The organism is Uliginosibacterium sp. H1 (assembly GCF_036017065.1).
Taxonomy (GTDB): Bacteria; Pseudomonadota; Gammaproteobacteria; order Burkholderiales; family Rhodocyclaceae; genus Uliginosibacterium.
Genome location: NZ_JAYXHR010000002.1, coordinates 1,415,541 through 1,436,957 on the forward strand (window position 1 = coordinate 1,415,541; position 21,417 = coordinate 1,436,957).

The 21,417-nt window shown below is 66.0% G+C and carries 25 protein-coding genes; 12 read left to right on the forward strand and 13 right to left on the reverse strand.

Annotation, left to right across the window (positions count from 1 at the left end; genetic code table 11):
* The first annotated feature begins 47 nt into the window (after nucleotides 1-47).
* Genes wrbA through VVD47_RS16070 form a run of 3 tightly spaced genes read left to right on the forward strand, consistent with a single transcriptional unit; the run spans nucleotide 48 to nucleotide 1,446 of the window.
* Entirely contained in the window at nucleotides 48-662 is a 615-nt protein-coding gene (gene wrbA, locus VVD47_RS16060; RefSeq protein WP_327604498.1) for an NAD(P)H:quinone oxidoreductase, read from the forward strand.
* Entirely contained in the window at nucleotides 659-1,015 is a 357-nt protein-coding gene (locus tag VVD47_RS16065; protein WP_327604499.1) for a DUF2069 domain-containing protein, read from the forward strand. The genes wrbA and VVD47_RS16065 overlap by 4 nt, the downstream gene beginning before the upstream one ends.
* The gene (locus VVD47_RS16070) at nucleotides 1,012-1,446 is read left to right on the forward strand and encodes a GNAT family N-acetyltransferase (RefSeq protein WP_327604500.1); all 435 of its coding nucleotides are present in this window, start codon (nucleotides 1,012-1,014) and stop codon (nucleotides 1,444-1,446) included. The genes VVD47_RS16065 and VVD47_RS16070 overlap by 4 nt, the downstream gene beginning before the upstream one ends.
* 18 nt (nucleotides 1,447-1,464) lie before the next feature.
* On the opposite strand, the gene VVD47_RS16075 is transcribed toward VVD47_RS16070, so the two are convergent.
* The 7 genes from VVD47_RS16075 to VVD47_RS16105 all read right to left on the reverse strand — a co-directional run bounded on the left by VVD47_RS16075 (nucleotide 1,465) and on the right by VVD47_RS16105 (nucleotide 8,264).
* Nucleotides 1,465-1,806 (reverse strand): cupin domain-containing protein, encoded by a 342-nt coding sequence (locus VVD47_RS16075; RefSeq protein ID WP_327604501.1) that lies wholly within the window; start codon nucleotides 1,804-1,806, stop codon nucleotides 1,465-1,467.
* Nucleotides 1,806-3,350, reverse strand: coding sequence for a 2-isopropylmalate synthase (locus VVD47_RS16080; RefSeq protein WP_327604502.1), 1,545 nt, complete (start codon nucleotides 3,348-3,350; stop codon nucleotides 1,806-1,808). Before VVD47_RS16080 ends, VVD47_RS16075 begins: the two co-directional genes overlap by 1 nt.
* Nucleotides 3,351-3,363: 13 nt before the next feature.
* Nucleotides 3,364-4,134, reverse strand: a complete 771-nt coding sequence (gene pssA / locus VVD47_RS16085) for a CDP-diacylglycerol--serine O-phosphatidyltransferase (RefSeq protein ID WP_327604503.1) — start codon at nucleotides 4,132-4,134, stop codon at nucleotides 3,364-3,366.
* A gap of 202 nt (nucleotides 4,135-4,336) precedes the next feature.
* A complete protein-coding gene (locus tag VVD47_RS16090; protein WP_327604504.1) occupies nucleotides 4,337-4,876 on the reverse strand; it encodes a GNAT family N-acetyltransferase in 540 nt (179 codons plus the stop codon).
* 107 nt (nucleotides 4,877-4,983) lie between these two features.
* Nucleotides 4,984-6,000, reverse strand: coding sequence for a ketol-acid reductoisomerase (ilvC, locus tag VVD47_RS16095; RefSeq protein WP_327604505.1), 1,017 nt, complete (start codon nucleotides 5,998-6,000; stop codon nucleotides 4,984-4,986).
* 52 nt (nucleotides 6,001-6,052) lie between these two features.
* A complete protein-coding gene (gene ilvN / locus VVD47_RS16100) occupies nucleotides 6,053-6,544 on the reverse strand; it encodes an acetolactate synthase small subunit (protein ID WP_327604506.1) in 492 nt (163 codons plus the stop codon).
* Between the two features lie 10 nt (nucleotides 6,545-6,554).
* Nucleotides 6,555-8,264, reverse strand: a complete 1,710-nt coding sequence (locus VVD47_RS16105; RefSeq protein WP_327604507.1) for an acetolactate synthase 3 catalytic subunit — start codon at nucleotides 8,262-8,264, stop codon at nucleotides 6,555-6,557.
* A 118-nt stretch (nucleotides 8,265-8,382) separates the two neighbouring features.
* Here VVD47_RS16105 and VVD47_RS16110 point away from each other — a divergent pair, with 118 nt between their 5' ends.
* Genes VVD47_RS16110 through VVD47_RS16125 form a run of 4 tightly spaced genes read left to right on the forward strand, consistent with a single transcriptional unit; the run spans nucleotide 8,383 to nucleotide 10,578 of the window.
* Entirely contained in the window at nucleotides 8,383-8,949 is a 567-nt protein-coding gene (locus VVD47_RS16110) for an RNA polymerase sigma factor (protein ID WP_327604659.1), read from the forward strand.
* Nucleotides 8,946-9,374, forward strand: coding sequence for a DUF3619 family protein (locus VVD47_RS16115; RefSeq protein ID WP_327604508.1), 429 nt, complete (start codon nucleotides 8,946-8,948; stop codon nucleotides 9,372-9,374). Before VVD47_RS16110 ends, VVD47_RS16115 begins: the two co-directional genes overlap by 4 nt.
* Nucleotides 9,341-10,099, forward strand: coding sequence for a DUF3106 domain-containing protein (locus VVD47_RS16120; protein ID WP_327604509.1), 759 nt, complete (start codon nucleotides 9,341-9,343; stop codon nucleotides 10,097-10,099). The genes VVD47_RS16115 and VVD47_RS16120 overlap by 34 nt, the downstream gene beginning before the upstream one ends.
* Entirely contained in the window at nucleotides 10,096-10,578 is a 483-nt protein-coding gene (locus VVD47_RS16125; RefSeq protein WP_327604510.1) for an RDD family protein, read from the forward strand. The genes VVD47_RS16120 and VVD47_RS16125 overlap by 4 nt, the downstream gene beginning before the upstream one ends.
* A gap of 43 nt (nucleotides 10,579-10,621) precedes the next feature.
* Here the strand turns inward: VVD47_RS16125 and lptG are convergent, their stop codons facing one another.
* Nucleotides 10,622-11,695 (reverse strand): LPS export ABC transporter permease LptG, encoded by a 1,074-nt coding sequence (lptG, locus tag VVD47_RS16130; protein ID WP_327604511.1) that lies wholly within the window; start codon nucleotides 11,693-11,695, stop codon nucleotides 10,622-10,624.
* Complete coding sequence (gene lptF, locus VVD47_RS16135; protein WP_327604512.1) at nucleotides 11,692-12,789, reverse strand: LPS export ABC transporter permease LptF; 1,098 nt, start codon at nucleotides 12,787-12,789, stop codon at nucleotides 11,692-11,694. Before lptF ends, lptG begins: the two co-directional genes overlap by 4 nt.
* An 87-nt stretch (nucleotides 12,790-12,876) precedes the next feature.
* On the opposite strand from lptF, the gene VVD47_RS16140 reads away from it, so the two are divergent.
* The 5 genes from VVD47_RS16140 (at nucleotide 12,877) to VVD47_RS16160 (ending at nucleotide 19,036) form a co-directional block, all read left to right on the forward strand.
* Nucleotides 12,877-14,358, forward strand: coding sequence for a leucyl aminopeptidase (locus VVD47_RS16140; RefSeq protein ID WP_327604513.1), 1,482 nt, complete (start codon nucleotides 12,877-12,879; stop codon nucleotides 14,356-14,358).
* Nucleotides 14,351-14,815, forward strand: a complete 465-nt coding sequence (locus VVD47_RS16145; RefSeq protein ID WP_327604514.1) for a DNA polymerase III subunit chi — start codon at nucleotides 14,351-14,353, stop codon at nucleotides 14,813-14,815. The genes VVD47_RS16140 and VVD47_RS16145 overlap by 8 nt, the downstream gene beginning before the upstream one ends.
* The gene (locus VVD47_RS16150; protein ID WP_327604515.1) at nucleotides 14,812-15,633 is read left to right on the forward strand and encodes a hypothetical protein; all 822 of its coding nucleotides are present in this window, start codon (nucleotides 14,812-14,814) and stop codon (nucleotides 15,631-15,633) included. The genes VVD47_RS16145 and VVD47_RS16150 overlap by 4 nt, the downstream gene beginning before the upstream one ends.
* 88 nt (nucleotides 15,634-15,721) lie before the next feature.
* Nucleotides 15,722-18,544, forward strand: a complete 2,823-nt coding sequence (locus VVD47_RS16155; RefSeq protein WP_327604516.1) for a valine--tRNA ligase — start codon at nucleotides 15,722-15,724, stop codon at nucleotides 18,542-18,544.
* A 174-nt stretch (nucleotides 18,545-18,718) separates the two neighbouring features.
* Nucleotides 18,719-19,036 (forward strand): c-type cytochrome, encoded by a 318-nt coding sequence (locus VVD47_RS16160; protein WP_327604517.1) that lies wholly within the window; start codon nucleotides 18,719-18,721, stop codon nucleotides 19,034-19,036.
* A 59-nt stretch (nucleotides 19,037-19,095) separates the two neighbouring features.
* On the opposite strand, the gene VVD47_RS16165 is transcribed toward VVD47_RS16160, so the two are convergent.
* The 4 genes from VVD47_RS16165 to VVD47_RS16180 are packed head-to-tail and all read right to left on the reverse strand — an operon-like array spanning nucleotide 19,096 to nucleotide 21,411.
* A complete protein-coding gene (locus tag VVD47_RS16165; protein WP_327604518.1) occupies nucleotides 19,096-19,599 on the reverse strand; it encodes a DNA-deoxyinosine glycosylase in 504 nt (167 codons plus the stop codon).
* Between the two features lie 10 nt (nucleotides 19,600-19,609).
* On the reverse strand, nucleotides 19,610-20,515 hold the full coding sequence (gene ftsX / locus VVD47_RS16170) for a permease-like cell division protein FtsX (RefSeq protein WP_327604519.1): 906 nt from the start codon (nucleotides 20,513-20,515) through the stop codon (nucleotides 19,610-19,612).
* Nucleotides 20,512-21,165, reverse strand: a complete 654-nt coding sequence (locus VVD47_RS16175; RefSeq protein WP_327604520.1) for a cell division ATP-binding protein FtsE — start codon at nucleotides 21,163-21,165, stop codon at nucleotides 20,512-20,514. The genes ftsX and VVD47_RS16175 overlap by 4 nt, the downstream gene beginning before the upstream one ends.
* Before the next feature lie 30 nt (nucleotides 21,166-21,195).
* Nucleotides 21,196-21,411, reverse strand: coding sequence for a hypothetical protein (locus tag VVD47_RS16180; protein ID WP_327604521.1), 216 nt, complete (start codon nucleotides 21,409-21,411; stop codon nucleotides 21,196-21,198).
* Nucleotides 21,412-21,417 lie beyond the last annotated feature (6 nt).

Sequence of the window (21,417 nt, forward strand, 5' to 3'; positions counted from 1 at the left end):
GCAAGTAGAATGGCCGCCTATTCTACTGGCCGGGGCGCGTCCCACCGATGCAGGCAAATACGCAGGACATCCTTGTTCTCTACTACAGCCACCGGGGCTCGGTGCGGGCGCTGGCCGAACAGGTGGCGCGTGGCATCGACAGCGTGCGGGGCGCGGCGGCGCGGGTGCGCACGGTGCCGCGCGTGTCGACGGTGTGTGAAGCGGTGGAAGAGGACATTCCCGCCGACGGCCCGCCCTATGTCGAATTGCGTGACCTCGAAGAATGCGTCGGCCTCGCGCTGGGCTCGCCGACGCGCTTCGGCAACATGGCCTCGGCCATGAAGTACTTTCTGGACGGCACGGCCAGCCAGTGGTTGGCCGGGGCGCTGGCGGGCAAGCCGGCCTGCGTGTTCACGTCCACCTCGTCCATGCACGGCGGGCAGGAAACCACCTTGCTGTCGATGATGCTGCCCTTGTTCCACCACGGCATGCTGGTGATGGGCCTGCCCTATACGGAGCCCGGCCTCAACGCCACGCGCAGCGGGGGTACCCCCTACGGCGCCAGTCATCTCGCCGGCATTTCATCCGACCCCCTGCTCACCGAGGACGAGCGCGCACTGGCTTTTGCGCAGGGCAAGCGCCTGGCCGAAGTGGCTTTGCGCCTGGCCACGGAGTCCGCATGAGGCCGGCTTCATGGCAGTGGTTCGGCGTGGGTTGCCTGCTCGCACTCATTGCGCTCGGCGTGGCCTGGGAAATGTGGCTGGCGCCCTTGAAGCCCGGCGGCACCTGGTGGGTGTTGAAAGTCCTGCCGCTGCTCGCTGCCTTGCGCGGCATGCTGCATGGCCGCCGCTATACCTTCCAGTGGATGAGTCTTGCGGTGTGGCTGTACTTCACCGAAGGTATCGTGCGTGCGACCAGCGACAGCGGTGTATCGACGACACTGGGCTGGGCGCAGACCGTCCTGTCGGTCGGCCTCTTCGTGGCGTGTGCGGTGTATGCGAAGCGCACGGCACCGTCGAGGCAGGTGCAGGCATGACCGAGGTACGCCACGCGACCGGAGACGACCTCGCCGCAGTGCTGGAGCTGTACGACGACTACGATCGTGCACCGGAGCCACGGCCCGCCGACGGTGACGCGCTGCGCATCCTGAGCGCTCTCCGGGCGCAAGGGGCCTTGCTGGTGGCGGAGCATGACGGCTGTATCGTCGGTTCCTTCAGCCTGTATCTGTGCGCCAGCCTGGCGCATGGCGGCAGACCCTTTGCGGTGGTCGAGAACGTCATCGTCTCCGCGCCCGCGCGCCGCACCGGCGTGGGCCGCACGATGATGCGTCATGCGCAGGAGATGGCGCGCGCGGCGGGATGCTACAAGCTCATGCTGTGCACCGGCAGGGCAGAGAACGTCGGTTTCTACGAGGCCTGCGGATTCCGCAACGACAAGTTCGGCTTGCAGATGCGTTTCGCCGCATGACGTCCGCAAGGCGACGTCTCAGGCCGGCTTACGGTCGCCGTTGACTGCGGGCTGGGAAACGACCAGGAAGCGCACGTCGTCCTGCCCGCGATTGAAGAACTGGTGCGGCACGCCGGCAGGTATCGCGAGGCTGTCGCCCGCCTGCAGTGCGAACTCCCTGCCTTCCACCTCGATGACGGCCTTGCCGGCCAGCACGTAGAAGCACTGTTGCGTGTGGACGTGGGTGTGCCGCGTTTCGCTCTTGCCGGGCGGCACGCGCTCTTCGATCACTGACAGCGCTGCATCCTTGAGCAGGTGCCAGCCATCGCAGCCATCACCCCACAGATAGTGATCGGCGTTTGCCCGCGAGCGGATTTCCATCAGGGCGTTTCGCCCTGTGGATCCACACGCAGCGTGTTGGTATGCAGCTTGTTCAGCGCGTTGAGGTAGGCCTTGGCGGAGGCGACGATGATGTCGGTATCCGCGCCCTGGCCATTCACCACGCGACTACCCTTGGCGAGACGCACGGTGACTTCGCCTTGCGCATCGGTGCCGGTGGTGATGGCATTCACCGAGTACAGCAGCAATTGCGCGTCGCTTTGCGCGACCTTCTCGATGGCACGGAAGCTGGCGTCGACAGGGCCGGAGCCGGTGGACTCGGTGCGATGTTCCTTGCCGGCGATGTTCAGCGTGAGCGCGGCCTGTGGCGCCTCGCCGGTTTCGGAATGCACGCGCGAGGCGACCAGCTTGAAGTGCTCGTCCTCGGGCGTCACGGTCTCGTCCGACATCAGCGCATGCAGGTCTTCGTCGAAGATTTCCTGCTTTTTGTCGGCGAGTTCCTTGAAGCGCGCGAAGGCGGCGTTGAGCTGTTCTTCCGATTCGATGCCGATGCCGATTTCCTGCAGACGCGCGCGAAAGGCGTTGCGCCCCGACAGCTTGCCCAGCGTCAGGCGGTTGGCGGTCCAGCCCACGTCCTCGGCGCGCATGATCTCGTAGGTTTCGCGGTGCTTCAGCACGCCATCCTGGTGAATGCCGGACTCATGCGCGAAGGCGTTGGCGCCGACGATGGCCTTGTTGGGCTGCACCGGGTAGCCGGTGATCTGCGACACCAGTTTGGAGGCCGGCACGATCTGCGTAGTGTCGATGCGGGTGTGCACCGGGAAGAGATCGCCGCGCGTGCGCACCGCCATCACCACTTCTTCCATCGACGCATTGCCCGCGCGCTCGCCCAGTCCGTTCACCGTGCATTCCACCTGGCGCGCGCCGGCCATTACGGCGGCCAGCGAGTTGGCGACGGCGAGACCGAGGTCGTTGTGGCAATGCACCGACCACACCACCTTGTCGGCATTGGGCACGCGGGCGATCAGCGAACGGATCAGTTCGGCGAACTGCTCCGGCGTGTTGTAGCCCACGGTGTCGGGCACGTTGATGGTCTTCGCGCCGGCGGCGATGACGCGCTCGAAGACGCGGCACAGGAAGTCCACTTCCGAGCGGCCGGCGTCCTCGGCGGAGAACTCCACGTCGTCGGTGTACGCACGCGCCCAGCCGATGGCGCGCACGGCCTGCTCGACCACCTGGTCGGGCGCCATGCGCAGCTTCTTCTCCATGTGGATCGGGCTGGTGGCGATGAAGGTGTGGATGCGGCCGGATTTTGCCGGTGTGATCGCCTCGCCGGCACGGCGGATGTCGTTCTCGTTGGCGCGGGCCAGCGAACACACGGTGGAGTCCTGCACTGCCTCCGCCACCGCGCGCACCGCCTCGAAGTCGCCGTTGGAGGCGGCTGCGAAGCCGGCCTCGATGACGTCGACGCGCATGCGTTCGAGCTGCCGCGCGATGCGTACCTTCTCCTCACGCGTCATCGACGCGCCGGGGCTCTGCTCGCCGTCGCGCAGCGTGGTGTCGAAGATGACGAGACGATCGGTCATGGCGGAGCTCCGCTCAGGACGCGCTGGCCGGGCGCCGCTTGCGCAGCAGGCGCCACACGTACATCACGTAACCGGACAGGGCGTAGCAGATGAACAGTGCGAACAGCACGCCGGGTGGGTAGCTGCTCAGCACGATGAGGGCGACGACGAACAGCAGGGCGACCGCGAAGGGCACGCTGCGGCGCAGGTTGATGCTCTTGCCGCTGTAGAAGAACACGTTGCTCACCATGCTGACGCCGGCGAACACGGTGATGGCACAGGCGAAGTAACGCACGTCGGGCCCGGCGATCTCGTTGTCCAGCATCAGCCACACGAAGCCGGCCACCAGCGCCGCGGCGGCGGGGCTGGGCAGGCCCTGGAAGAAGCGCTTGTCGACGACGGCGATGTTGGTGTTGAAACGGGCCAGGCGCAGGGCGGCGGCGGCGCAATAGACGAAGGCACAGATCCAGCCCAGCTTGCCGAGGTCGCGCATCGCCCATTCATAGACGACCAGAGAGGGGGCGGCGCCGAAGGACACCATGTCGGCCAGCGAGTCGTACTCCGCACCGAACTGGCTCTGCGTGTTGGTCAGGCGCGCGACGCGGCCGTCCAGGCTATCGAGCACCATCGCGATGAAGATCGCGACCACCGCGTGCTCGTAGCGGCCGTTCATGGCCTGCACGATGGCGTAGAAGCCGCAGAAAAGGCAGCCGGTGGTGAAGAGATTGGGCAGGATGTAGATGCCGCGGCGGCGCTTCTCCAGCGCGTGCGTGTCGGCGGGCAGCGGATCGTTCTCGAAATCCAAGGCGCATTGCTCCTGTGGGTGTGGCGCGATCGCAATCGCAATCGACATGACGGCAATCGAAGGCATTCAGCCCGGTCGAATGGTAGCAAGGCGGTCCTGCCAACGGGTGAGGCAGCACAAAGTAAGTCCTGTTCCCGTCGCGGTTATCGCATGGCGTCTGGTCTCGGCTTAGCACATCAGGGGCGCCGCGGCCAGGCAAGCACTACGTGGCTACGGGATCGTCCCGCAGCAGTCCGTACAGCACGGTGTCGTCGAGTTCGCCGAAGTGGAGATGGGCGCACCGCAGGGTGTCTTCGTGGCGGAAACCCGCTTTGCGCATGACCTGGCCGGAAGCCGGATTGGCGGCGCGGTGCCGGCCGGTGATGCGGATCAGCCCGCCGTCGCCCAGCGCCCAGCGGCACACCGCCTGCAGTGCTTCGGTCGCGATGCCGAGCCCGTGATGCGCCTCGCCCAGCCAGTAGCCGATCTCCGCCTGATGGCCTGCCACCATGCGATGCAGCCCCATGACGCCGACCAGTCGCTGCGGGTGGCGGATGGCCCAGACCAGGTCGCTGCCCCTTTCCCGCAAGACAGGATGGGTCGAGATCCATGCCGCTGCGGCACCGACCGGATAGGGGTGAGGCACTGCGACGGTCATGCGTGCGATGGCGAAGGACGACGCCATGCGGGTGACATCGTCCGCATCGGCGAGTGTCAGCTCATCGAGGCGCAAGCGCGAGGTGTACAGGACGGGGAGTTGCATGCGGTTTCTCCGGTGGTGAGACACACAGGCAAGGCGGGAAAGCGGAGGCAAACAAAAAGGCCGCCTTGCGGGCGGCCTTTTCAATGGCGCGAAGCCGCGCGTACTGCTTAGTTCTTGGACTGGTCGACCAGCTTGTTCTTGGAGATCCACGGCATCATCGCGCGCAGCTGCGAACCGACCTGCTCGATCGGGTGGGCAGCGGTCAGGCGGCGGCGGGCGGTCATGCTCGGGTAGTTGGTCTTGCCTTCCTGGATGAACATCTTGGCGTATTCACCGGTCTGGATGCGCTTCAACGCGGCGCGCATGGCTTCCTTGGACTGGGCGTTGATGACTTCCGGGCCGGTCACGTACTCGCCGTACTCGGCGTTGTTCGAGATCGAGTAGTTCATGTTGGCGATGCCGCCCTCGTACATCAGGTCGACGATCAGCTTCAGCTCGTGCAGGCACTCGAAGTAGGCCATCTCGGGGGCATAGCCGGCTTCCACCAGCACTTCGAAGCCGGCCTTCACCAGCTCGACGGCGCCGCCGCACAGCACGGCCTGTTCGCCAAACAGGTCGGTCTCGGTTTCTTCACGGAAATCGGTCTCGATCACGCCACCCTTGGTGCCGCCGTTGGCAGCCGCGTAGGACAGGGCGACGTCCTTGGCCTTGCCGGACTTGTCCTGGTAGATGGCGATCAGGGACGGCACGCCGCCACCCTTCAGGTACTCGGAGCGCACCGTGTGGCCGGGGCCCTTCGGGGCGACCATGATCACGTCGAGGTCGGCGCGCGGGATGACCTGGTTGTAGTGGATGTTGAAGCCGTGGGCGAAGGCCAGGGTGGCGCCTTGCTTGATGTTCGGCTCGACGTTGTTCTTGTACACCTCGGGGATGTTCTCGTCGGGCAGCAGGATCATGACGACGTCGGCAGCCTTCACCGCGTCATTCACCTCGGCAACCTTGATGCCGGCGGCTTCGACCTTGGACCAGGACGCGCCGCCCTTGCGCAGACCGACGACGACGTTGACGCCGCTGTCGCGCAGGTTCTGGGCGTGGGCGTGGCCTTGCGAGCCGTAGCCGATGATGGCGACCTGCTTGCCCTTGATTAGGGAGAGGTCGGCGTCCTTGTCGTAATAGACTTTCATGAGAGTTCCTTTGTTTCGAGGGAGTCGAAGCGCGCCGCGCGGCGCCGCTCCGTCAGACTTTGAGAATACGGTCGCCGCGGCCGATGCCCGATACGCCGGTGCGTACGGTTTCGAGGATCAGTTCGCGGTCGATGGCGCTGATGAAGGAGTCGAGTTTGTCCTGCGAGCCGGTGAGCTCCACGACGTAGCTGGAATCGGTGACGTCGATGATGCGGCCGCGGAAGATATCCACCATGCGCTTCATCTCCTCGCGGTCCTTGCCCACGGCGCGCACCTTGATGAGCATCAGCTCGCGCTCGATGTGGGCGGCTTCCGAGAGGTCCACCACCTTCACCACCTCGATCAGCTTGTTGAGCTGCTTGGTGATTTGCTCGACCACGTCGTCCGATCCGGAGGTGACGATGGTCATGCGCGACATCGACGGATCTTCGGTCGGTGCCACGGTCAGCGATTCAATGTTGTAGCCGCGTGCCGAGAACAGGCCCGAGACGCGGGAGAGGGCGCCGGCTTCGTTTTCCAGCAGCAGGGAAATGACGTGTCGCATGGTCGGTCGCTTACAGGTCTTCGGAACCCAGGATCATCTCGGTGAGGCCCTTGCCGCCTTGCACCATCGGGTAGACGTTCTCGGTCGGGTCGACCTGGAAGTCGAGGAAGACCAAGTCGTTCTTGTGCTTGGTGTACACCTCGCGCAGCACCGGTTCGACGTCCGAAGGCTTCGTCACCTGGATGCCGATGTGGCCATAGGCTTCGGCCAGCTTGGCGAAGTCGGGCAGCGAATCCATGTAGGACTCGGAGTAGCGGTTGCCGTGGAAGAACTGCTGCCACTGGCGAACCATGCCCAGGTAGCGGTTGTTCAGGCTCAGCACCTTGATCGGCAGGCGGAACTGCTTGCAGGTGGACAGTTCCTGGATGCACATCTGGATGGAGCCTTCGCCGGTGATGACGGCGACCGGCTTGTCCGGGTGCGCAAGCTGCACGCCCATCGCGGCCGGCAGGCCGAAGCCCATGGTGCCCAGGCCACCGGAGTTGATCCAGCGGCGCGGTTCGTCGAAGTGGTAGTACTGCGCGGCCCACATCTGGTGCTGGCCGACGTCGGAACACACGAAGGCATCGCCGCTGGTGACCTCCCACAGCTTCTGCACGACGAACTGCGGTTTGATGACCTCGTCCGAGTTCTTGTAGACCATGCACTGCTTGCTGCGCCACTCGTCGATCTGGCGCCACCAGGCCGAAGTGTTCTCGGGGTTCGGCTTCTCGCCGGCCTCGATCAGGCGCGCCAGTTCTTCCAGCACTTCCTTCACGTCGCCGACGATGGGCACGTCCACCTTCACCCGCTTGGAGATGGAGGACGGGTCGATGTCGATGTGGATGATCTTGCGCGGCTCGGCCTGGAAGTGCTTCGGGTCGCCGATCACGCGGTCGTCGAAGCGCGCGCCCACGGCCAGCAGCACGTCGCAGTAGTGCATGGCCATGTTGGCTTCGTAGGTGCCATGCATGCCCAGCATGCCGACGAACTGCTTGTCGGAGGCGGGGTAGCCGCCCAGGCCCATCAGCGTGTTGGTGACCGGGAAGCCGAGCTGGCGGGCCAGCTTGGTCACTTGCTTGGCGGCGTCGGACAGGATCACGCCGCCGCCGGTGTAGATCATCGGGCGCTTGGCTTCCAGCAGCAGCTGGGCCGCCTTGCGGATCTGGCCGCTGTGACCCTTGACCACCGGGTTGTACGAGCGCAGCGAAACTTCCTGCGGGTAGCTGTACTCGGCGCGCTGGGCGGTGATGTCCTTGGGGATATCCACCAGCACCGGGCCGGGGCGGCCGGTTTTCGCGATGTAGAACGCCTTCTTGATCGCCGGGGCGATGTCGCGGATGTCCTTCACCAGGATGTTGTGCTTGACGCATGGGCGCGTGATGCCCACCGTGTCGACTTCCTGGAAGGCATCCAGGCCGATGGCGGCAGTCGGCACCTGGCCGCTGATGATCACCATCGGGATCGAGTCCATGTAGGCGGTCGCGATGCCGGTCACGGCATTGGTCGCGCCGGGACCGGAGGTCACCAGCGCAACGCCCACCTTGTCGGTGCTGCGCGCATAGCCGTCGGCGGCGTGGACTGCAGCCTGCTCGTGACGGACGAGGACGTGGCGAACCTGTTCCTGCTTGAACAGTTCGTCATAAATGAACAGTACAGCGCCACCCGGATAACCGAAAAGGTACTCGACCTTTTCTTCCTGGAGACACCTGACTACAATCTCGGCACCCGTCAAGACCATTGCTGCACCTAGGCAAAACCCCCCAATAAGGAACCCGCTACCTTACCGGCGCCACAGATTCCGGTCAAGGCAACGGGGCGCAACAACGCATAACTACGCGCTCAATACGGGGTAGATCCTGGCATCACGCAGCGAACTCTCGGACTTTCTCGCTTCCGTCGAACGGCGCGCCTTCCGTCAGGCGCAGTACGCCGTGCGCGACGAAGAGGCCGCGCTCGACATCGTGCAGGACGCGATGCTCAAGCTGGCCGAGAAGTACAGTGGCCGGCCCGCCGAAGAGCTGCCGCTGCTGTTCCAGCGCATCCTCCAGAACGCCATCCGCGACTGGTTCCGCCGCAGCAAGGTGCGCAGCATGTGGACCACGCTGCTGTCCGCCTTCGGCGTCGGCGAGGATGGCGAAGAATTCGATCCGCTCGAAACTCTGGAAAGTGCCGACGAGTCGAAGCACGAGCCCGATCCCCGCACCCACCTCGAGCGCAGCCAGGTGCTGGCGCTGATCGAGCGGGAGATCGAAAGATTGCCGGCACGTCAACGTGAGGCCTTCCTGATGCGTTACTGGGAAGAAATGGACATCGCGGAAACCGCCGCGGCGATGGGATGCTCGGAAGGCAGTGTCAAGACGCACTGCTCGCGCGCCACCCATACGCTGGCGGCCGCCTTGCGTGCCAAAGGGATAACACTATGAACCAGCCAGCCCCCCAAGATGACCTGCACTTGCTGTCCGAAGCCGCCGAGCGCGAGTTCGGCCTGAAGCTGCGCAACAAGCTCAATGCCGGACTGAACGGCCTGGACACCGCGACGGCCCAGCGCCTGCAATCGGCCCGCCAGGTTGCGCTGGCGCGTCATGCCGTGGTTGCTGAATCGCGCTTTTCGCTGGCCGGCGCCGGTCGCGGCTTGCTGACCCTGGGCATGGAATACGGCGGTGGCCTGGCGCTGTCGCTGGCCCTGCTGGTGGCCGTGGCGGGCACCGACTACTGGATGGGACTGGAACGCAATACCGAAATGGCCGAGGTCGACAGCCAGCTACTGGTAGACGATCTGCCTATCGATGCCTATCTGGACAAGGGATTCGACGCATGGCTACGCATGTCCGAGCCCGACGCCAGCTGATCCTCGCCGGCCTGGCCGGCATCGTCGCCCTGGCGGTGGCCGCCACGGTCTGGCTGGGACAGCGCAAGCCCGTCACGCCTCCCCAGACCTATACCGACGTGGTGTTGCCGGCCGCAGAGGCTGGCGACGTGGCGGCGCTCGCGACGCTCAGATGGAAGCAGCTGTCGGCCGCCCAGCGCGCGAGCCTGGCCCCGCTTGCCAAGGAGTGGGACCGCCTTGGCGACGATCGTCGCGAAAAATGGCTGGTGATCGCCGCGCGCTACGACCGCCTGACGCCCGTCGAGCAGCAGCGCATGCAGGACCGCATGCGCGAATGGACGCGCCTGAGCGCGGTGGAGCGTGAGAAAGCCCGCGGCCAGTACCGGAAGCTGCAGACCGTTTCGCCGCAGGCCCGCCGCGAACTCCGCCAGAAGTGGGAGGAATATTCGGCCCTGTCGCCGGAGGACAAGGCGAAGCTGAAGACGGCACGCGCCGCGCCCAGCCAGCCCCGCCAGACGACAACCGCACCGGTACTGTCGATCACCGCGCCCACCGTGCAGGTGCCGATGGCCATGCTGGTGGTACCGCAGGGCGTCCGTCCGCAGGCAGCGCGCCCGGCGCCGACCGCCAGTGAGCCGCAGCAGGCGCTGCCGCAGTCCGAGCCCGGTGTGGCGCCTGCGGATATCATGCCGGCTCCCTCACAGCCGGACAGCGGATTTCTTCCGACCGATCCTCACCAGCAATGAACGCCGTTTCAGCAGTCGCCGGTGCGCCGCAGCGCCCGGTGGTTGAACTCGCCTCCCTGCGCCGTCGCATCACCTGCCTGATCTACGAATCCCTGCCCGCTTTCGGTGTGCTGGTGGTTGGTGGCCTGGCGCCGCAAGTGGCGCTTTCCATCGGCTTCAAGTGGGCTGCCCCCGGCTGGGCGCTGTGGTTGCACGTATTCGTGCTGATGGGGATCTACTTCGTCGCGGTGTGGCGTCACAACGGCCAGTCGCTGGCGATGCAGACCTGGAGCCTGCAGATCGTGGATGCTGCCAGCGGCAAGCCGGCGTCCATGAAGCAACTCGTGCTGCGCTACGTCTATGCGTGGCCGTCGCTGCTGCTATTGCTGTCCGGTGTCGGATTGATCTGGACTGCCTGGGTGGATCGCGATCGCCAGTTTCCGCATGACCGCTGGGCGGGAACCTGCATCGTGCTGGTTCCCCGCCTCAAACCCGAGTAGTTAGTGCCGAGTAGTCAGCACCGAGCAGGCAGCGCGCCGGTACTCAGCGCCGTTCCGCTTTCCAGATCAGGGCTGCGGCCGCCAGCATGAACAGGATGCTCGGCGCGGACGCGCTCCACCACGGCGACCAGTTGTTGATGATGCCCAGGTTGCCGAACAGGCCATTGAGCAGGTGGAAGCCCATGCCCAGCATCACGCCGATGAGCAGGCGGCCGCCGATGTTGCCGCTGCGCTGGTTGCCCAGTGCGAAGGGCAGGGCCAGGGCCATCATGATCAGCGACGCAAACGGGTAGATCACCTTTTTCCAGAGCGCGACCGCGTAACGGCCGGCACGCTGGTTGTTGTCCAGCATGTGCTTCACGTAGGGATACAGCGAGCGGATCGCCATGCGCTCCGGTGTCACCATCGCCACGCTGACCATTTCCGGCGTCAGCTCCGAGGCCCAGCTCAACTCCGGCTGTACGTTGCGTTCCGTGTGGTCGGGCAGGAAGATGATCTGCGTGGCATCGAACAGGCGCCAGCCGGTGCCGAAGGTGAACTCGCCACGCTCTGCGCTGGCCAGCGAGATCAAGCGGTGTTCACGGTCGAACTCGTAGAGGCGGACACCTTCCAGTTGGCCGTTCGGCTGGGCCCTGCGGATGTTGATGAACAGCGCACCGTCGCGCATCCAGGTGCCGGTGATAAAATCCTGTTTCAGCGTGCTTTGCGTGCTCATCAACCGCCAGCGCTGGGCGGCCCGCTCCAGTGGTGGCACGATCAGCTCGCCGAGGATCAGCGTCAGCAGCACGAGGAGGGTGCCGGTCTTCAACAGGCTGCCCAGCAGGCGTTGCAGTGACACGCCGGAGCTGCGCATCACGGTGATCTCGGAATTACGCGCAAGGATGGTCAGGCCCAGCAGGGTGCCGATCAGCGCCGCGATCGGCATCACTTCGTAGGCGCGTCCCGGCAGCGTCAGCAGCACATAGATGATGACGTGCTTGAGCCGGTAAGTGCCGCGTCCCAGTTCGTCCAGCTCCGCCAGGAAGTCGAAGATGGCGAACAGCGCCAGGAAGGCCAGCAGCACGAGGGCGATCGAGCCGAGCACCTCGCGCCGCAGGTAGGCGTTCAGCGTCCTCATGCCGGACCCCCGCGTCGCAGCCAGCTGAACCAGCGGCGGTTGGGGTTGGTACGGCGCCACATCAGCACGCTGAACAGCGCCAGCATCGGCAGGTGGATGCTGGCCATCGCCGTTGCGAAGCCGGCGCGTCCCTGGCCGACCCAGGCCTGGCCGATGCCGATGAGGTTGATGTAGACGGTGAACAGCAGGATTGCGAAGACCAGACTGTAGGCGCGCCCACCGCGCGGGTTCACGAAAGACAGCGGGATCGCCAGCAGGGCCAGGATCGCCGCCGACACCGGCAGGCTGATCCGCCGCAGCAGCTCACCCAGATTCTGCTCGGTCGGCAGCGTGACCAGCTGGGCGCTGGTGGCGGTCTTGGTGGACAGCGCCACGCGCTCCACTTCCTTGGGCTCGATGCGCAGCGCATAGCTGGCGAAGTTCATCACCCGGAAATCCTGGCGGCCCGGCTCGCCCTCGTAGCGACGGCCGTTTTCCAGCACCATGAAGCGGTCGCCGTTCTTCGCCAGTTCGATGCGTCCGCTCGCGGCCACCGTGACGTTGTGCTTGCCTTCGCGCGCGGTCACCACGAACACGTTGCGGACGCGGCCCTCGTCGCCTGCCACCGATTCCACGTAGAACACGCGTTGCGCACTGGCGATCTCGCGGAACACGCCGGGCGTCACCCGCGATACTTCTTCGCGTGCTTCCAGCTCCTTGCGGTATTCCGCCGCCTTCTTCTGCGCCCAGGGCGACACGTACAGCGACAATGCACCGATCACCACCACGATGGGAACCGCGAAACGTAGCACCGGCGCGATCCACGCCGTCAGTGGCTGGCCGGAGGCGAACCACACCACCATTTCGGATTCGCGCCAGTTGCGCGCCAGCGTCAGCAGGATGGCGACGAACACCGACAGCGACAGCGAGATCGGCATCCAGTTGAGCGAGGTGAAGCCGATCAGCGCCAGCACGGCGTCTGCCGGCACCTGCCCGCCCGCCGCCTGGCTGAGGAAGCGGATCAGCACCACGGTGACCATGATGAAGGACAGGCCCACGAACAACGCCGCCGCAGTGGACACGAACTCACGCAGGGCGGCGCGGTGGAAGATCATCTAGGTTGGGCTTTTTTGACGGCGCCAAGGGCCTGCGGAGATAATCCACCCTTGGCGTTCAATGACTTGCGGACAGGGAAAAACGCGATGGAATTTAGCATAAAAGCTTCGACCCCCGAGAAACTCAAGACGGCCTGCCTGGTACTGCCCATCGCGGGCGGCGAACTGGGCGCGCAGGGCAAGGCGGTGGATGCCGCCGCTGGCGGCGCGCTGGCCAAGCTGGCGAAGCGCGACCTCGACGAGAAGGCGGGCAGCCTGCTGGCGGTGCCCTTGCTGCCCGGCGTAGCGGCCGAACGGGTGCTGCTGGTGAGCCTGGGCAAGCGTGACGAGATCAGCGAGAAGACGCTTCGCGCTGCCTTCGGGACAGTGGGCAAGTGGCTCGCCTCCAACAAGGCGGACAGCGCTGCCCTGTGTGCCACCGACTGCCTTGCAGGGGATCTGGCTCTGCCCGTGGTGTTGCGCAGCGCTGCCCTGCTGATCGGTGACGCCGACTACCGTTTCGATGCGCCGCGTGCCAAGAGGGAGCCGCGCAAGACCGGTGCCGCGAAGCTGGAAGTGCTGCTGGTCGGCAAGAGCGACCGCGCCGCGGCCGCCGCGCTGGCGCAGGGCGCCGCCATCGCCAGCGGCATGGCGCTGGCCAAGGATCTGGGCAACCTGCCGGCCAACTACTGCACGCCGTCCTACCTTGCCGACACCGCCAGAAAACTGGGCAAGCAGTACAAGTTCAAGGTGGAGGTCTTCGACAAGGCGGCGATCGCCAAGCTGGGCATGGGCTCCTTCCTGTCGGTGGCAGCCGGTTCGGTCGAGCCGCCGCGCTTCATCGTCATGGACTATAAGGGTGGCAAGGCCAAGGACGCACCCATCGTGCTGGTCGGCAAGGGCATCACCTTCGACACCGGCGGCATTTCGCTGAAGCCGGGCGAGGGCATGGACGAGATGAAGTTCGACATGTGCGGCGCGGCTTCGGTGCTGGGCACCTTCAAGGCGATTGCCGAGATGCAGTTGCCGCTCAACGTCGTGGGCCTGATTCCCACCACCGAGAACATGCCGTCCGGCCAGGCCACCAAGCCCGGCGACGTGGTGACTTCCATGTCCGGCCTGACCATCGAGGTGCTGAATACCGATGCCGAAGGCCGCCTCATCCTGTGCGACGCGCTGACCTACGCCGAGCGTTTCAAGCCGGCCGCGGTGATCGACATCGCCACCCTGACCGGCGCCTGCATCATCGCGCTGGGGCATCAGGTGTCCGGCCTGATGGCCAATGACGACATGCTGGCGCGTGAGCTGATGGACGTCGGCCTCGCCACCGGCGACCGCGCCTGGCAGATGCCGCTGTTCGACGAGTACCAGGACCAGTTGAAGAGCAACTTCGCCGACATGGCCAACATCGGCGGCCGCCCGGCGGGTTCGATCACCGCCGCGGCCTTCCTGTCGCGCTTCACCAAGGCTTACAAGTGGGCCCACCTGGACATCGCCGGAACGGCCTGGAAGAGCGGCGCGGAAAAGGGCGCTACCGGCCGCCCGGTGCCGCTGCTGACGCACTTCCTGATCCAGCGCGCGGGTGCCTGAGGCCATCGTGAGCGAAACGACGGGCGTGACCGAGGTCAAGTTCTATCACAACGCACCGGACCGCCTCGCCGCGGCCGCGGTCATCCTCACCAAGGCGCGCCGGCAGGGGCGCAAGGTGGTGGTGTACGCGCCGGACGACGCCGAGGCGCGGCGTTTCGATGCGCTGCTGTGGACCACGCCTGCCCTCTCTTTCCTGCCGCACGTAGGCCAGCACTCAAAGCTCGCGGCGCGCACGCCGATAGTCTTCGCACGTACGCTGGACAAGCTTCCTCACGCGGACGTGCTGATGAATCTCGGCGGCGACCTGCCCGGCGGTTTTTCGCAGTTCGCCATGCTCGTCGAGGTGGTGGGGCGCAGCGATGCCGAACGGCAGCCCGCCCGGCGGCGCTGGCAGTCCTACAAGGAACAGGGCTACGCTGTGACCGGGCACGATCTTTCCAACCTGGGCGAATCATGATGATTGGCGGCAAACCCGATGACGGCTTCGATCCGGCCCTGCTTTCCAAGGCCGATGCCCTCATCCGCCGCAACCGTCCGGATGGCGTCAGTTCCGACGCCGAAGAGCTGCCCATGCTCACCGAAGCCGTCGACGACCTGCCGGAATTGAACGACGAGGTGGCGGTTGCCGTGGCGCCCGTCGCCGCGCCGGTGCGCCTGACCTCCACGCAACGCAGCGACATCCCGGTGCTCACCGAGCCGACGGTGGCGCCCGTCGTGTCCCATGGCGAGCCCTCGGTGATGGATCTGGAGTCGGACGAAGTCGAGGACATCGACCTGCCGACCTCGGATTCCGCGCGTGCCCCGGTCGTCATCGGCATCAGCCACGACCAGGTGGAAGTGCTGATCCGCGAGGCCATGGCGCAGGCCCGCCAGGAAGTGCTGCAGGAGCACGACCAGGTGGTGCAGGACGCCGTGGAGCGCGCCCGTGCCGAGGCCCGGCTGCTGCAGGCGCGTGCCGTGCAGGCTGCCATCGAGCAGGGACGCGAGGAGGCGCTGGCCAGCCAGACCGACTACCTCCGTGCCGTGCACGCCGAGGCGGTGCAGAACGCCGTGGCGCAGATGAGCGAGCAGCTCATCGAGCTGGACGCCTTCATCTCGCAGTCCATGGAAGACTGGGTGTCGCGCGAGCTGCCGCAGATCATCGACAAGCAGTTCGACAGCATGGTGGAGCGCGTCCGCGCGGAAACCACCGCCCACATGCGCGCCACGCTGCTGCCGGAAATCTCCGAGAAGCTCTCCAGCCTGCTCGACAAGACCCGTCCCGGCGTCCGCTGAAGCCTTTCCGCAAGGCGCCGACCGCGGTTGTCGCGGGCTGGCCGGTATAATCGCGGGTTCCCGAAAAATCTTTCCCGCCCCCCTGAACATGGAACTCGCCAAGAGCTTCGAGCCGGCCGACATCGAGCGCCGCTGGTACCCGCAATGGGAGCAGAGCGGCTACTTCGCCGCCGGCCTCGACCAGAGCAAGCCCGCCGACCAGTCCTTCTGCATCCTGCTGCCGCCGCCCAATGTCACCGGCACGCTGCACATGGGGCATGGCTTCAACCAGACCATCATGGATGCGCTGACCCGCTACCACCGCATGCGTGGCCAGAACACGCTGTGGCAACCGGGGACGGACCACGCCGGCATCGCCACGCAGATCGTGGTGGAGCGTCAGCTGGATGCCAAGGGCATCAGCCGCCACGACCTCGGCCGCGAGAAGTTCATCGAGAAGGTGTGGGAATGGAAGGAGTACTCCGGCAGCACCATCACGCGCCAGATGCGCCGCCTGGGCACCTCGCCCGACTGGTCGCGCGAGCGCTTCACGATGGATGCCGGCCTGTCGAAGATCGTCACCGAAACCTTCGTGCGCCTCTACAACGAGGGCCTGATCTACCGCGGCAAGCGCCTGGTGAACTGGGACCCGGTGCTGGGCACGGCGGTGTCGGACCTGGAAGTGGTGAGCGAGGAAGAGGACGGCTTCCTGTGGCACCTGAAGTACCCGCTCGCCGATGGCTCGGGCCACCTCACCGTGGCGACGACGCGGCCGGAGACCATGCTCGGCGACACCGCCGTCATGGTGCACCCGGAAGACGAGCGCTATGCGCACCTGATCGGCAAGAAGGTGGCGCTGCCGCTGTGCGGCCGCGAAATTCCGGTCATTGCCGACGAGTACGTGGACCGTGAATTCGGTACCGGCGTCGTCAAGGTGACGCCTGCGCATGACTTCAACGACTACGCCGTCGGCCAGCGTCACGGCCTGCCGATGATCTCGGTGCTGACGCTGGACGCGAAGATCAGCGTCGAGGCGCCGGAGAAGTACCGCGGCCTGGATCGTTTCGAGGCGCGCAAGCAGATCGTGGCCGACTTCGAGGCGCTGGGCCTGCTCGGCGATGTGAAGCCGCACAAGCTGCAGGTGCCGCGCGGCGACCGTACCAACGTGGTCATCGAGCCGATGCTCACCGACCAGTGGTTCGTCGCGGTGAACAAACCGGGCGCGGATGGCAAGAGCATCGGCCAGAAGGCGCTGGAAGTCGTCGAGTCCGGCGAAGTGAAGTTCGTACCCGAGAACTGGGTGAACACCTATTACTCGTGGATGCGCAATCTGCAGGACTGGTGTATCTCGCGCCAGCTGTGGTGGGGGCACCAGATTCCGGCGTGGTACGGCACGGAAGGTCAGTGCTGGGTCGCGCACAGTGAGGACGAAGCGAAGCAGCTGGCAGGCAAGGATGGCTACACCGGTGCGCTGACGCGCGACAACGACGTGCTGGATACCTGGTACTCGTCGGCGCTGTGGCCGTTCTCGACGCTGGACTGGACGCCGGAGTGGCCCGCGAAGAGCAATCCGGCGATGGATCTCTACCTGCCGTCATCCGTGCTGGTCACCGGCTTCGACATCATCTTCTTCTGGGTCGCCCGGATGATCATGATGACCAGGCATCTCACCGGCAAGATCCCGTTCAAGCACGTCTACGTGCACGGCCTGATCCGCGATGCGGAAGGCCAGAAGATGAGCAAGTCCAAGGGCAATGTGTTGGACCCGATCGACCTCATCGACGGCATCGCGCTGGACGACCTGGTCGCCAAGCGGACCACCGGGCTGATGAACCCGAAGGATGCCGCGAAGATCGAGAAGAAGACCCGCAAGGAGTACCCGGATGGCATTCCGGGCTTCGGGACGGATGCGCTGCGCTTCACCTTCGCCTCGCTGGCTTCGCCCGGCCGCGACATCAAGTTCGACATGCAGCGCTGCGAGGGCTATCGCAACTTCTGCAACAAGCTGTGGAACGCCACCCGCTTCGTGCTGATGAACTGCGAGGGCAAGGACTGCGGGCTGGAGAACCACAAGCAGAGCGACTGCAATGGGGGCTACCTGGACTTCAGTTTCGCCGACCGCTGGATCGTCAGCCGCCTGCAGCGCGTGGAAGGCGAGGTTGCCCGTCACTTCGAGGAGTACCGCCTGGACCTGGCCGCCCGCGCGGTCTACGAACTGGTGTGGGACGAGTACTGCGACTGGTATCTCGAACTCGCCAAGGTGCAGGTCAACAACGGTACGGAAGCGCAGCAGCGCGCCACGCGCCGCACCCTGGTGCGCGTGCTGGAAACCATCCTGCGCCTCGCGCATCCGCTGATCCCCTTCATCACCGAAGAGCTGTGGCAGACGGTGGCGGTGGTGGCCGATCGCAAGAAGACGGATTTCATCGGTACCGCCAGCTACCCGACCATCGAACTCAGCCGCATCGATGAACTGGCCGAAGGCCGCATCGCGCAGCTGAAGGAGATGATCAACGCCTGCCGCAGCCTGCGCGCCGAGATGGGCCTGTCGCCGGCGCAGAAGGTGCCGCTGATCGTGGCCGGCGACGACGAGACCGTGAAGCTGTACGGCCCCTATCTCGCCGCGCTCGCCAAGTTGTCGGAAGTGGTGGCGGCTGGCAGTGAGCTGCCGCAGTCGCCGGCGCCGGTGCAGGTGGTGGGCGACTTCCGCCTGATGCTGAAGATCGAGGTCGACGTCGCCGCCGAGCGCGAGCGCATCGGCAAGGAAATTGCGCGCCTGGAGGGCGAGATCGCCAAGGCCAACGCCAAGCTGTCCAACGAGAGCTTCGTGGCGCGCGCGCCGGCCGCGGTGGTGGATCAGGAGAAGAAGCGGATGGCGGATTTCGGCGCGACGCTGGAGAAGCTGCGGGAGCAGTTGCAACGCCTCGGTTGAGGTATCGCAAGCCAAGGGCTACGGCCGACCTGCATTGCATTGCATTGCATTGCATTGCATTGCGGCGGCCGTAGCATCTGGTAACGATTCGATGCAGATGTACGGCCGCGCTGTCGCGATACTGGGCCAGTCGTCCAGCCGGACGCACATGAAGGAAGGAATATGAACGCGAGCGTGAAAGCCAGGGTCTTGCCGGTTGTGCTCCTGTTGTGCGCGACGGCCGCCGTGCCGGCGCAGGCCAACCCGGGCCTTGCCAAGACCTACGGCTGCGATGGTTGCCACTTGCCGGACCGCGCGGTGATCGGCCCGTCCTGGCAGCAGATCTCGCAACGCTATGCGGGCCAGAAGGATGCGGCCGCGAAGCTGCAGGCGAAGGTCAGGGCCGGCGGTTCTGGCGCCTGGGGCAAGAATTTCCCGATGCCGCCCAACCCCAACGTGCCGGATGCCGACCTCAAGAGGCTGGTGGACTGGGCCCTGGCGGGCGGCAAGTAGGCTAGCCCGCAGCGCAGGACCCGACAACGGGGCCCCGGACATGGGGCCCCGTTGTTCGTTCACCGCAGCAGTGGCGCCAGTGCGTCCCGCCAGATCGCCTGCTTCTGCGCCAGCGAGCGGCCGGCATGGGCGGGGCTGGTGGAGGGCAGGCGCTGCATCGTCAATCCGGGCCTCAGCGCTGCCGTCCAGATGCGGCGGCGGAAGCAGGTCTCGGCAAAACTGCCGTTGAAGAACACGTGGCCGATTGCCGGGTGGGCCGCGAAGAAGGTGGCGAAGTCGTTGGGTTCCGCCGTGTCGGGCGAGATGGCGGTGTCCAGGCTGCCCTGGCGTTCGCATTGCGCCAGCACGTCCCACACGGCGATGCCGGCATCCTTCAGCCGCTCGATGCGCTCGGCATAGGGCAGGGCGGGCGCCGCGCCGCACAGCTCACCCATGATCGACCAGAAGGCATTGCGCGGGTGGGCGTAATACTGCGTGGCAGCCAGCGAGGCTTCGCCCGGCATGCTGCCGAGGATCAGCAGGCGCGCATCCGCGCGGGCAATGGGCGGAAAAGCGACCAGCACCGGTGCGTGCTCAGTCGGCCGGCCCGTCGTGCAGGTGGCGGCGCACCGATAGTGCCGCGCCCAGCCAGCCCAGCAGGGTGGCGGTGACGAGCAGCACCAGCACCTCCGGCAGGTGCGGCCCACCGATGTCCAGCACGATGCTGTAGCGCTGGGCGAGGCCTTCCAGTCGTGGTGCGACCAGTCGCAGCAGGCCTGCGACGATGCCCCAGGCCAGCAGCCCGCCGAGCAGCCCCTGCAGGGCGCCGAAATACAGGAAGGGGCGGCGCACGAAGTCGCGGGTGGCGCCGAGCAGCAGCAGCACGGCGATCTCGTGGCGCTGGGTCAGGATCTGCAGGCGGATGGTGTTGAAGGTGACGATCACCAGCGCGGCCGCGAAGATGCCGCCGAGCAGCAGCATGGCGCTGCGGCCGAGGTCGATCAGTGCATGCAGGCGCTCCACCCAGCCTGAATCCAGTTGCAGGTGGGCGATCTGCGGCGCGGCGGCGTAGTCGCGTCGCAGCGCTTCGAAGGCGTCGGGATTCTCGCTGTGCGGCTCGACGACGAAGGCGTCGGGCAGCGGGTTGTCGGTGAGCAGGCCGGTGACTTCGGCAAAGCCGCCGCGCTGTGCAAGCTGCTTCAGCGCAGCGTCGCGGGGCACGAAGCGCAGTGCCGCGATGCGTGTGTCGGCGCGCAGGCGGGCCTCCAGCGCGCGGGTCTGTTCGGGTGTGGCGTCGAGCTTGAGGAACAGGCTGATCTCCGGCTGGCCGGACACGCCGCGGGCCAGCCCGGCGAGGTTGTCGATCAGCACGTAGCCGAGTGCCGGCAGGGTCAGCGCGATGGCGATGACGATGGCGGACAGCAGGGTGGACAGCGGCTTGCCGGCAAGACGACGGCTGGCCTGGCCGAGGGCCATGCGTTGGACATGCAGCGCGCTCATGACAGCAGCTTTCCGCGCGCCAGTTCGATGCGGCGCGCGCCATAGGGCGAGAACAGGGTGTCGTCGTGGGTGGCGAGGATCAGCGTCACGCCGGCGGCGTGGAAGTCGCGGAAGATCGCCGCGATCTCGCGGGCGTAGGCCGGGTCGAGGTGGGCGGTCGGTTCGTCGGCAATCAGGATGCTGGGCCGGTTGACGATGGCACGGGCGATCGCGGCGCGTTGTTGCTCGCCACCGGACAGGGTGACCGGCATGGCACGTTCTTGCTCCAGCATGCCGACACGTTCCAGTGCGGCGCGCACGCGCTTGCTGGCGTCCTTCGGGCGTTCGCCCGTGACCAGCAGCGGCAGCATCACGTTGTCGAACACCGTGCGGTCCAGCAGCAGGCGGTGCTCCTGCATCACCAGGCCGAGGCTGCGGCGCAGGTAGGGCAACTGGGAGGCTTTCAGGCGCCCGATGTCCTGCCCGTTGACCGACACCGTGCCACTGGTGGGTGTTTCAAGTCCGGCGATGAGCTTGAGCAGGGTGCTCTTGCCGGCGCCCGAATGGCCGGCCAGCACCAGCAGCTCGCCGTGGCGGATTTCGGTGGTGACTCCCGACAGGGCGTCCTGCCCGCCGGGATAGCGTTTGGTGACGGTGTCGAATCGGATCATGGCGGCGATTATCGCATCGCCGCGTGACGACTACCTGCGCCCGCGCAGCATCGGCAGCACCCAGATGACGAACGCCAGCCCGAGGATCAGCAACGGCCGGATCCGTTCGTAGCCCGCCTGCACGTCGAAGGCGCGCGACAGCAGCTCGAAGTTGGCGAGCATCAGGGCGCAGGCGACGATCTGTAGCCAGAAGCGAGGGGGGCTGGAGGGCTGTGGCATGCGGGCGACGTAGGATGCAAAGGCCATAGTTGC